The sequence below is a fragment of the Kitasatospora sp. NPDC059408 genome (genome assembly GCF_042751525.1).
GTDB lineage: Bacteria > Actinomycetota > Actinomycetes > Streptomycetales > Streptomycetaceae > Kitasatospora.
The window spans coordinates 45,917-57,518 of record NZ_JBHYWI010000060.1 but is presented as its reverse complement, the minus strand read 5'-3'; the positions used below and the strand labels follow the sequence as shown (position 1 = coordinate 57,518).

Here is an 11,602-nt window from a genome sequence, read left to right as displayed (position 1 = left end):
GCCCGCGGCCGTCACCGAGGCCGCCCCGGGCGGTGCCGAGGCCGGCACCCCGCGGCCCGCGCCGACCCTCGACGTCCCCGCCCCGGGCCTGCGCAGCCGGCCCGCCCGCCCGTTCCCCGGCGGGCCCACCGAGCCGCCGGGCGGGGCCGGCAGCCCGGCCGAGGGCAGCCTGCTCGACATGCTCAAGGTCGCCATCGCGATCCTCGACACGGCCGGCCGCGTGGTGCTCTGGAGCCCCGCCGCCGAGGAGCTGCTCGGCTGGCCGAACGAGCTGCTGGTCGGCCGCCGGATCGACGAGCTCATCCCCGACCACGACCAGGTCGCCCGGATCCAGGCCGCCATCCGGGACACCCTGCGCAACGGTCGCTGGGCCGGGCCCGCCGAACTGCGCGACCGGGACGGCGTGCCGGTCGCCGTGGACGCCCGGATCTCGCTGCTGGTGGACGGCGACGGCACCCCGTTCCTCCAGGTCAACCTGGCCGAGGCGGCCGCCGTCCGGGCCGTCGAGCGCGACCTCGCGGTGCGTGACGCGCTGTTCGAGCAGTCCCCGCTCGGCATCGCCGTCCTCGACACCGACCTGCGCTACACCGCCGTCAACCAGACCCTCGCCGAGATGAACGGCGTCGCCACCGACGACCACGTCGGCCGCACCACCGGCGAGACCCTGCCCGAGCGGGCCGCCGACGAGATCACCGCCATCCAGCGCCAGGTGCTGGCCACCGGCGAGCCGGTCATCGACGTCACCCTCGCCTCGCCGGTCACCGCCCGCTCCGGCTACCGCTCGATCTCCTACAGCCGGATGACCGACCGCTCCGGCCGGGTGCTCGGCATCTCCGGCACCGTCATGGACGTCACCGAGCGCTACCGGGCCGTCGCCAAGGTCGAGCACGCCCGGCGCCGGCTCTCCCTGCTCAACGAGTTCGGCTCGCGGGTCGGCGACCTCCTCGACGCCGCCCGGATCGCCCAGGAGCTGGCCGGCTCCGTCGTCCCCCGGCTCACCGACCACTCCGCGGTGATCCTGCTGCAGGCCGTCGCCCACGGCGACGACCTGCCCCGCCACGGCCACGACCGGCGCACCTCGCTGCTCCAACTCGGTACCGCCTCCGTCCAGGACGGCCCCGAGGTCGACGTGATGCTGCGCCGCGGCGCCCGGATCACCTTCGCCGAGGACTCCGCCTGCGGCCGGGTGCTGCGCACCGGCGTGCCCGAGCTGCTCTCCGGCGCCGACCAGCTGAACGACGTCACCTACCCGGGCGACCCGAAGATGCAGGCCGCGCACGACCTCGGCGTGCACTCGATGCTCGTCGTCCCGCTGCGCGCCCGCGGCATCGTGATCGGCCTGCTGCTGGTCAGCCGGGCCGGCTACCGCGAGGGCTTCGACCGGGACGACCTCGCCTTCACCGTCGAACTCGCCGACCGGGCCGGCAGCTCCCTCGACAACGCCCGCCTCTACGCCCGTGAGCGCACCGCCGCGCTCACCCTCCAGCGCACCCTGCTCCCGCAGCAGGTCCCGCAGCCCACCGGCGTCGAGGTCGCCTACCGCTACGTGCCCGGCTCCAGCGGCACCGAGGTCGGCGGCGACTGGTTCGACGTCATCCCGCTGCCCGGCGACCGCACCGCGCTGGTCGTCGGCGACGTCATGGGCCACGGCCTGCGCGCCGCCGCGACCATGGGCCGGCTGCGCACCGCCGTCCGGGTGCTCGCCGCCCTCGACCTGCCGCCGGACGTGCTGCTGCGGCACGTCCACGAGCTCGCCGACGACCTCGCCCAGGGGCCGGACGAGGCGCTGCTCGCGACCTGCGTCTACGCCGTCTTCGACCCCGGCACGGCCCGGCTGACCGTCGCCAAGGCCGGGCACATCCCCCCGGTGCTCGTGGTGCCCGGCCAGGAGACCGAGGAGCCGACCCGCACCGGCGGCCCGCTGCCCGGCGGCACCGGCCGGATCCTCGACCTGCCCTCCGGCGCCCCGCTCGGCGTCGGGGGCGTCCCGTTCGAGTCGGTCGAACTGAAGATCCCCGAGGGCAGCCTGCTCGCGCTGTGCACCGACGGCCTGGTCGAGTCCAGGGACAAGGACCTGGACGTCGGCCTCGGCCGGCTGGTCACCGTCCTCCAGGAGCCGCACGCGTCCATCCAGGCCGCCTGCGAGGCCGTGCTCGACACCATGGAGCAGGGGCGCGAGCCGGACGACGTCGCGCTGCTGCTGGCCCGGCTCGGTCACGGCCAGGCCGGCACCCCGACGGCCGGCTGGACGCTGCCGGCCGAGCCCACCGCCGTCTCCCGGGCCCGGCGGCTGGTGCGCTCCACGCTCGCCGAGTGGGGCGTCGAGGCGCTGACCGACATCGCGGAGCTGCTGGTCAGCGAGCTCGTCACGAACGCCGTCCGGTACGCCAGCGCCCCGATCGGGGTCCGGCTGACGCTCGGCGAGACGCTGCTGGTGGAGATCTCCGACCCGCTTCCCGACCCGCCCCGCGAGCGGCACGCGGCCGAGGCGGACGAGGGCGGCCGGGGCCTGGAGCTGGTCCGTCGGCTCGCGCTGCGCTGGGGCGCCAGGGCCGAGGGCATCGGCAAGGTCGTCTGGTTCGAGCAGGCGCTCCCGGGTAATGAGCCCGACGAGCCGTGAGGCGTGCGGCGGGCGAGGGCGTGAGCCGGCGCGGAGGACCAGCGGGACGCGAGTAGAACGGAGCTGCATATGCCACCTGGCGGCCAGGGGGAGCGCGCACTCCGGAAGGGGGCGCGGGCGTGGCATTGTGGTTGCGCGGGCGGTAGGACAAAAACCTTCGCCCGATCTGATGTTGTGATGTTGAGGGCGTGTGAACGCACCCCTCGATGATGAATACTCGGTCTTCTCGACATCCGGACGGTCGCGGGTTGGAGGGGTCGGTCCGTTGAACAGCACCCCGGCGCGGAACGCGCCGAGCAGCAGCGGTCATGCCGCCGTGCCCGGGCAGGCCGGTTCACCGCACCTGCCCGCCCCGGTGACGGCCCGCGCGGCCGCCGCGGCCGAGGGCCGGCACGGCGCCGCCGCCCACGTCGGCACCCACGCGGGTGCCGGCTCGGTCTACGACTACATCCGGGTCGCCACCTTCGCGATCGGCCCCGACGGGCGGATCAGCCAGTGGAGCGAGCGCGCTGCCGAGTTCTTCGGCGTCCCCGCCACCGACGCGGTCGGCGCCGACCCGATCACCACGTTCGTCCCGCGCGAGCTCTGGCAGCGCGGCCGCGCCCGGCTGGAGCGCACCCTCGGCGGCGAGGAGTGGACCGGCACCACCCCGTACCTCGACGCCGCCGGCGGCGAGGGCCTGGCCGAGCTGTACCTGATGCCGGACACCGCCCTGCCCGCCGGCGCCACCTGTCTCGCCGTCGACCTCGGCCGGCTGCGCCGCGTGGAGACCGATCTCGCCGCCTCGGAGGCGGTTTTCGGCCAGACCCCGACCGGCTTCGTCCTGTTCGACGACCGGCTGCGCCTGCAGCGCGTCAACGACGCCTTCGCCTCCGGCATGGGCCTCGCCCCGGTCGACCTCGAAGGCCTCACCCCGCACGACCTCTTCCCGCCCTCCGAGGCCGACCGGCTGAGCGCCGCCCTGCGCAAGGTGCTCGCCACCGGTGAGCCCGTGTTCGACCTGCGCTTCCACGGCGTCGTCCCCACCCGCGAGGGCAACCGGCTCTGGGCCGTGTCGCTCTACCGCCTCAACGGCGCCGCGGGCCAGCCCATCGGCGTCGCCGGGCAGGTCTCCGACGTCACCAGCCGGCACGTCGCCGAGCGCGAGGCCGACGGCGTCCGCCGCAACCTCGCGCTGCTCAACGAGGCCAGCGCGCACATCGGCTCCACCCTCGACCTGGAGACCACCGCCAAGGAGCTGCTGGACGTCGTCGTCCCGCCGTTCTGCGACCTCGCGACCGTCGACCTGTACACCGCGCTGCTCTCCGGGGAGAGCGTCCCGAGCGCCGGGCGCCTCGGCGACACCGTCCTCACCGACGGCAGCGGCGAGCTGCGCCGGGTCGCCGTCTCCAGCGTCGTCGGCGGCGCCTCCTCGGTGCTCGGCTCGGTCACCGGCCTGCCCATCGCCGAGGCCGGCGGCACGCTCTGCTACCCGCGCCGCTCCCCGCACGCCCGGGCCCTGCGCACCGGCCGCAGCGTCGTCCCCGAGCCGGGGCCCGACCCGCTGCTGCGCTCCACGCTGATCGTCCCGCTGGTCGCCCGCGACCAGGTCCTCGGCCTCGTCCAGCTCTCCCGCGCCATCGGCAGCGAGCCCTTCGACGCCCGCGACGTCGCCATCGCCGAGGAGCTCGTCGCCCGCGCCGCCGTCTGCATCGACAACGCCCGGCTCTACCGCCGCGAGCACGAGCGGGCCCTGATCCTCCAGCGCAGCCTCCTGCCGCCCGGCAACCCGGCCGCCAGCGGCCTGGAGATCGCCTGCCGCTACCTGCCCAGCAACAACAACACCGAGGTCGGCGGCGACTGGTTCGACGTCATCCCGCTGCCCGGCAACCGCACCGCGCTCGTCATCGGCGACGTCATGGGCCGCGGCCTGCGCGCCGCCGTCGCGATGGGCCAGCTGCGCACCGCCGTGCGCACCCTCGCGATGCTCGACCTCGACCCCGCCGAGGTGCTCGGCGCCCTCGACGAGATCGCCCGCGGCCTCGGCGACGACTCCGTACCGGCCGGCCCGGCCAGCCCGTACGGGCGGCTCACCTCGACGGCCGACGAGGAGGCCCGCGAGGTCTACCTGGCCACCTGCGTCTACGCGGTCTTCGACGCCGTCACCCGGCGTTGCGTGTTCGCCAACGCCGGCCACCTGCCGCCGGTCCTGCTCAGCCCCGGCGAGCCCGCCCGGATGCTCGACGTGCCGCCCGGCCTGCCGCTCGGCGTCGGCGGCGAGCCCTTCGAGGAGGTCGAGCTGACCCTGCCCGACGGCGCCGTCCTCGGCCTGTACACCGACGGCCTCGTGGAGAGCCGCAAGCACCAGCTGGACGAGGGCCTGCGGGCCTTCCGCACCGCGCTCTCCGCCGAGGGCAAGGGCCTGGAGGACCTCTGCGACCACGTCCTCGGCGAGCTCAACCCGCACCACGGCGAGGACGACATCGCCCTCCTGATGGCCAAGGTGCACGCCTTCCCCGAGGACAGCGTCGGCAACTGGTTCCTGCCGCCCGAGCCCACCTCCGTCGCCAAGGCCCGCGAACTCGCCTGCAGCTGGCTGCTCGCCCGCGGCCTGGACGAGCTCGTCGACACCACCGAGCTGCTCGTCAGCGAGCTGGTCACCAACGCGCTCAAGCACGGGCGGGGCGAGATCCGGCTGCGGCTGCTGCGCGACCGCGGGATGGTCTGCGAGGTCTGGGACGACGGCTACGCCCAGCCCCGGCAGCGCCGCGCGCAGGAGACCGACGAGGGCGGCCGCGGCCTGCAGCTCGTCAGCCTGCTCGCCGAGCGCTGGGGCAGCCGGCGGACGCCCAAGGGCAAGATCGTCTGGTTCGAGCTGGCGCTCTGAGGCGTCCGGGGGATCGGCCGTCCGGGTGCAGTCGCCCGGCGGCCCGCCGTGTCGGCGCGGGCGCGACCGGCCGGTCGGCGTTCGATGGCCGCCATGCGCGTCCGCCAGCTCACCGCCGCAGCCGCCGCGCTGCTGCTCGCCGCCGTGCTCGGCGGCTGCTCCGACCGCCCGGCCCCGGCCCGGCCCCCGGCCCCCGAGCCCGTCCCCGAGGCCACCGCCGCCACCGGGGACGTCCGGCCCGCCGACCGCGCCGCCGTCCGGGACGGCGGGACCCTGCGCTGGGCGGTGGACCGCGTCCCCGCGACGCTCAACGTCTACCAGCCCGCCGCGACCGCCGACTCGGCGCTGCTCGCGCACGCCCTCTACCCGTCGCTCTTCCGGCCCGACGGGCACGGCCGGCTCGTCCCCGACCCGGACTACCTGGCCGGCGCCGAGTCCACCCCGCCCGGTCAGCGGCCGCAGGTCGTCACCTACCGGCTCAACCCGCACGCCGTCTGGAGCGACGGCACCCCGCTGACCGCCGCCGACCTGGTCGCCCAGCGGGCCGCGCTCTCCGGACTCGACCCGGCGTACCGGGGCGGGCACCCGGCCGGGTACGACGCCATCGACTCGATCGGCCAGGGCGCCGACCCGCACGAGGTCAAGGTCACCTTCCGGCGGCCCTGCGCCGACTGGCCGTCCCTCTTCGGACCGCTGTACCCGGCCGCCGAGACGTCCACCGCGGCGGCGTTCAACCAGGCGCTCGCGGGCGGGGGCCACCTCGGCGCCGGGCCGTACACGGTGTCCCGGTACGACGCCGAGGACGGACGGGTGACGCTGGAGCGCAACCCGCTCTGGTGGGGCGACCGGCCGAAGGCGGACCGGATCGACTTCCTCGCGGCGGCCCCCGAACGGCGCCTCGACGCCCTGGACCAGGACCTGCTGGACATCGCCCCGGTCACCGCCGCGGTGGACCGGGCGGTGCCCCCGGCGCCGTCCGCGAGCCCCTCCGCGGCCGCACCGCCCGCCGCCGCACCGCCCGCCGCCGCACCGCCCGCCGCCGCGCCCGAGGCGGCCGCGCTCGCCCTGCGGCGGGCCGAGTCGCTGCCCGGGATCACCGTGCACCGGGCCGCCGCCGCCTCGCTCACCCAGCTCACCCTCAACGCCGCCCGGGGCCCGCTCACCGACCCGGCGCTGCGCCTCGCGCTCGGCCGGGCCGTCGACCGGCGGCGGGTCGCCGCCGCGGCCCTCACCCCGCTCGGCGTCGCCCCGGCCGCCCTGGGCAGCCACCTCCTCGCGGGGGACCAGGACGGCTACCGCGACAACAGCGCGGCCGCAGGCCCGGCCGATGCCGCCCGGCTCTTCGACGAGGCCGGGTGGAAGCGGCCGGACGGCGGCGGCACGCGGGCCAAGGACGGCAAGCCGCTCACCCTCGACCTGCTCGTCCCGGCGGGCTCCGCGACCGCCAAGCGCACTGCCGACGCCCTCACCGCCGGCCTCGCCGAGCAGGGCGTCGCCCTGCGGACGGTGACCGCGCCCGCCGACACCTTCGTCAAGGACCACCTCGCGGTGGGCGACTACGACCTCGCCCTGTTCTCCTGGCCGGCCGGCCCCAGTCCGGCGAGCGAGCAGCGGCCCGCCTACGCCAAGCCCCGGCCCGACCCCGACGGCGCCCTCGACCCGGGCAGCAACTACGCCCGCAGCGGCACCGAGGAGATCGACCGCCTCTTCGACCGGGCGGCCGGCGAGCTCGACCGGGCCACCCGTCTGGACCTGCTCCAGGAGGCCGACGTCCGGATCTGGCAGCTCGGCCACTCGGTGCCGCTCTACCAGCGGCCGGAGCTGGTGGGCGTCCGCTCGGGCGTGGCCGGGGCCGGGGTGTGGGGCTTCGACTGGCCGCGCTTCCAGGACGTCGGGTGGGCCGTGACGCCGTAGCCCGGCGTGACCCGGCTGTGATCTTGATCCCGCCGGACGGGCTCGTTTCTGCCCCGGTGCGCCCTTCCCCGTACCATAGGAGAAAGCCGGGGCGTGTCCAGATGCCCGGCGGGTGGACCGGTAGTAGCAGGCGAACGGGTGACGGCGGCCGACGGCGGCCGCAAGTGCGCGTCTCGCGGCCGGGCGCCGTAACCCACGATTCCGGGAGAATCCGCTAGGCATGCCCACGCGCAACGACATCCGTAACGTCGCCATCGTCGCCCACGTCGACCACGGCAAGACCACCCTGGTCGACGCCATGCTGAAGCAGGCCGGCGCCTTCGCGGCCCACCAGCACCTCGACGACCGCATGATGGACTCGAACGACCTGGAGCGCGAGAAGGGCATCACCATTCTCGCGAAGAACACCGCGGTCAAGTACCACCCCAAGGATGGTGGCGCTCCGATCACCATCAACATCATCGACACCCCGGGCCACGCCGACTTCGGTGGCGAGGTCGAGCGCGGTCTGTCGATGGTGGACGCGGTCGTGCTCCTCGTCGACGCCTCCGAGGGCCCGCTGCCGCAGACCCGCTTCGTGCTCCGCAAGGCGCTCTCGGCCCGTCTGCCCGTCATCCTCTGCATCAACAAGACGGACCGCCCGGACTCCCGGATCGACGAGGTCATCAACGAGACCTACGACCTCTTCCTGGACCTGGACGCCGACGAGGACCAGATCGAGTTCCCGATCGTCTACGCCTGCGCCCGTGACGGCGTCGCGTCGCTGACGAAGCCGGAGAACGGCACCGTCCCGGCCGACAGCACCAGCCTGGAGCCGTTCTTCTCCACCCTGCTGGAGCACGTCCCGGCCCCGAGCTACGACGAGGACGCCCCGCTCCAGGCCCACGTCACCAACCTGGACGCCGACAACTTCCTCGGCCGCATCGCGCTGCTGCGCGTCGAGCAGGGCGAGCTGCGCAAGGGCCAGACCGTGGCCTGGATCAAGCGCGACGGCTCGATCCAGAACGTCCGCATCTCCGAGCTGCTGATGACCGAGGCGCTCACCCGCAAGCCGGCCGAGGTCGCCGGCCCCGGTGACATCTGCGCCGTCGCCGGCATCGGCGACATCATGATCGGCGAGACCCTGGCCGACCCGGAGAACCCGATCGCGCTGCCGCTGATCACGGTGGACGAGCCGGCCATCTCGATGACCATCGGCACCAACACCTCGCCGCTCGTCGGCCGTGGCGGCAGCGGCAAGGGCGCGGACGCCAAGGCCGGCGCCAAGGTGGACCGCAAGGTCACCGCGCGCCAGGTGAAGGACCGCCTGGACCGCGAGCTCATCGGTAACGTCTCGCTGCGCGTCCTGGACACCGAGCGCCCGGACGCCTGGGAGGTGCAGGGCCGCGGTGAGCTGGCGCTGGCCATCCTGATCGAGACCATGCGCCGCGAGGGCTTCGAGCTGACCGTCGGCAAGCCGCAGGTGGTCACCAAGGAGGTCAACGGCAAGACGCACGAGCCGGTCGAGCGCCTCACCGTGGACGTCCCCGAGGAGCACATGGGTGCCGTCACCCAGCTCATGGGCATCCGCAAGGGCCGGATGGACAACATGTCCAACCACGGCTCGGGCTGGGTCCGCATGGAGTTCGTCGTGCCGTCCCGCGGCCTGATCGGCTTCCGCACCGAGTTCCTCACCAACACCCGCGGCACCGGCATCGCCCACTCGATCCACGAGGGCCACGAGCCGTGGTTCGGCACGCTGACCACCCGCAACAACGGCTCGCTGGTCGCCGACCGGGCCGGCGTGGTCACCGCCTTCGCGATGACCAACCTGCAGGAGCGCGGCGTGCTCTTCTGCGAGCCGGGCACCGAGGTGTACGAGGGCATGATCGTCGGTGAGAACTCGCGCTCCGACGACATGGACGTGAACATCACCAAGGAGAAGAAGCTCACCAACATGCGGTCGTCGAACGCCGACGTCGCCGAGTCGATCGTCCCGCCGCGCAAGCTCTCGCTGGAGCAGTCGCTGGAGTTCTGCCGCGAGGACGAGTGCATCGAGGTGACCCCGGAAACGGTTCGCATCCGCAAGGTCGTCCTCGACCAGAAGGACCGCGGCCGCACCGCTTCGCGCGCCAAGAAGGCGTGATCCCGACGGTTTGATCGGCCTTTGGCCGGAAAGCTCCGCCCCCCTTTCCACTGGAGAGGGGGGCGAACTTTTTCAATCACCCCAAGTTGTCGATGCGCGTATAAACGGAATAGCGCCTATCACAGTGGGGTGTCCGCTGAGCGAACATGACAGTCCGTCATTCATGACGACTGTCCGTTTGGTACCTGTCTGGCTATGTCTCATATGTCCGGTTTTCGAAACTTACCGACCGTTCATGTGACCTAATTGAGATCGGCAGTGGTCACTTTCGTGTCCGTGCGTGACGGATAGTGGAGCCAGTCAGGCTCGGGTCAAGGGTTAACGCGCAGGGGTGCGCGCCGAAACCACGAGCGCGGACGGCACAGCGGATCCGGTATCAACCAACCGCGGTGCTCTCCTCGTTGGAAAGTCGATTTCAGGAGGCATCCCCCATGCGTGGTGCAACCCAGACCAAGTGGCTCGTTGCGGCGACCGCGATCGCCCTGGCCGCGACCGCTTGCAGCACCAGCTCGAAGAGCAGCGACTCGGCCTCGAAGGACGGCGGCAGCATCGCCGTCCAGCTCGGTGAGCCCCAGCACGGTCTGGTTCCGCAGAACACCGCGGAGTCCGAGGGCACGCAGGTCGTGTACTCGCTGTTCACCGGTCTGGTCGACTACGACATCAAGACCAACGCGCCGAAGCTCGCGATGGCCGAGTCGATCGACTCCGCGGACAGCACGACCTGGACGATCAAGCTCAAGGACGGCTACACCTTCCACAACGGCGAGAAGGTCACCGCCAAGTCCTTCGTGGACGCCTGGAACTGGGGTGCCAACCAGGACAACGCCGCCGAGGGCCTGCCCTTCTACGACAAGATCCTCGGCTCCGACGAGCTGGCTCCGGGCAAGGGCAAGACCCCGACCGCCAAGGAGCTCAAGGGCCTGAAGGTCGTCGACGACAAGACCTTCACCGTCACCCTGAAGGCGCCGTTCTCGCAGTTCAAGACGATGCTGGGTTACAACCCGTTCTACCCGCTGCCGACGGCGTTCTTCTCTGACCCGAAGGCGTTCGGCGAGCACCCCATCGGCAACGGTCCCTTCCAGATGGACGGCGACTGGGACCACAACAAGCAGATCAAGATCAAGCGTTACGACAACTACGGTGGCACCAAGGCCCACCTGCAGAACGTGACCTTCAAGATCTACGACAACCTGGACACCGCGTACAACGACCTGCGCGCCGACAACATCCAGGCCACCAACAAGCTCCCGATCTCCGCGATGTCCACCGTCGCCAGCGAGTTCGGCGACCGCTACATCAACAAGCCGGAGTCGGGCATCGGCTACATCGGCTTCCCGATCGCCTACAACCCGGCCTACCAGAAGCCGGAGATCCGCAAGGCGATCTCGATGGCGATCGACCGTGACCAGATCACCAAGACGATCTTCGCCGGCACCCGCGTCCCGGCCTCGGACTTCGTCAGCCCGCTGATCAACGGCTACCGCAAGGACGCCTGCGGCGACGCCTGCAAGTACGACCCGGCCAAGGCCAAGGACCTCTTCACCCAGGCCGGCGGCCTGCCGGGCAACACCCTGGAGCTCGGCTACAACGCCGACGGCGGCCACAAGGAGTGGATCGAGGCCGTCGGCAACCAGCTGAAGAAGAACCTCGGCGTCGAGGTCACCTTCAAGCCGTTCGAGAAGTTCGGCAAGATCCTGGACGCGCTCCAGGCCAAGCAGTACCAGGGCGCCTTCCGCATGGCCTGGTCGATGGACTACCCGTCGATCGAGGACTACCTGCGCCCGATCTTCTCCAAGGTCGCCATCGACAGCGGCTCGAACTACGGCGGTTACGTCAACGACCAGTTCGAGAGCCTGCTGACCCAGGCCGACGGGGCGAAGACCGAGGACGAGGGCATCAAGCTCTACCAGCAGGCCGACGACATCCTGATCAAGGACATGCCGTACATCCCGGTCTACACGTACCAGTCCTCCGCTGCGTACACCAAGAAGATCAAGAACTTCAACACGGATGCGCAGATGCGCTACAACCTGGCCGAAGTTGAGATGGCCGGCTGATCCGGTAGTCAGACGATCGG

General features: G+C 72.4%; 5 protein-coding genes. All 5 read left to right on the top strand.

Features of this window, described 5'->3' with window-relative positions:
* Positions 1-2,620 (top strand): SpoIIE family protein phosphatase (locus tag ACFXDE_RS31565; RefSeq protein ID WP_380498034.1); only part of this gene is annotated, 2,620 nt, incomplete at its 5' end.
* Between the two features lie 265 nt (positions 2,621-2,885).
* The gene (locus ACFXDE_RS31560) at positions 2,886-5,486 is read left to right on the top strand and encodes a SpoIIE family protein phosphatase (protein WP_380438124.1); all 2,601 of its coding nucleotides are present in this window, start codon (positions 2,886-2,888) and stop codon (positions 5,484-5,486) included.
* 93 nt (positions 5,487-5,579) lie between these two features.
* On the top strand, positions 5,580-7,400 hold the full coding sequence (locus ACFXDE_RS31555; RefSeq protein ID WP_380498033.1) for an ABC transporter family substrate-binding protein: 1,821 nt from the start codon (positions 5,580-5,582) through the stop codon (positions 7,398-7,400).
* 220 nt (positions 7,401-7,620) lie between these two features.
* The gene (typA, locus tag ACFXDE_RS31550) at positions 7,621-9,525 is read left to right on the top strand and encodes a translational GTPase TypA (RefSeq protein ID WP_380438128.1); all 1,905 of its coding nucleotides are present in this window, start codon (positions 7,621-7,623) and stop codon (positions 9,523-9,525) included.
* 431 nt (positions 9,526-9,956) lie between these two features.
* Positions 9,957-11,582 carry an ABC transporter substrate-binding protein gene (locus ACFXDE_RS31545; protein ID WP_380438130.1) on the top strand — a complete coding sequence of 542 codons (1,626 nt, stop codon included), beginning with the start codon at positions 9,957-9,959 and terminating at the stop codon, positions 11,580-11,582.
* Positions 11,583-11,602 lie beyond the last annotated feature (20 nt).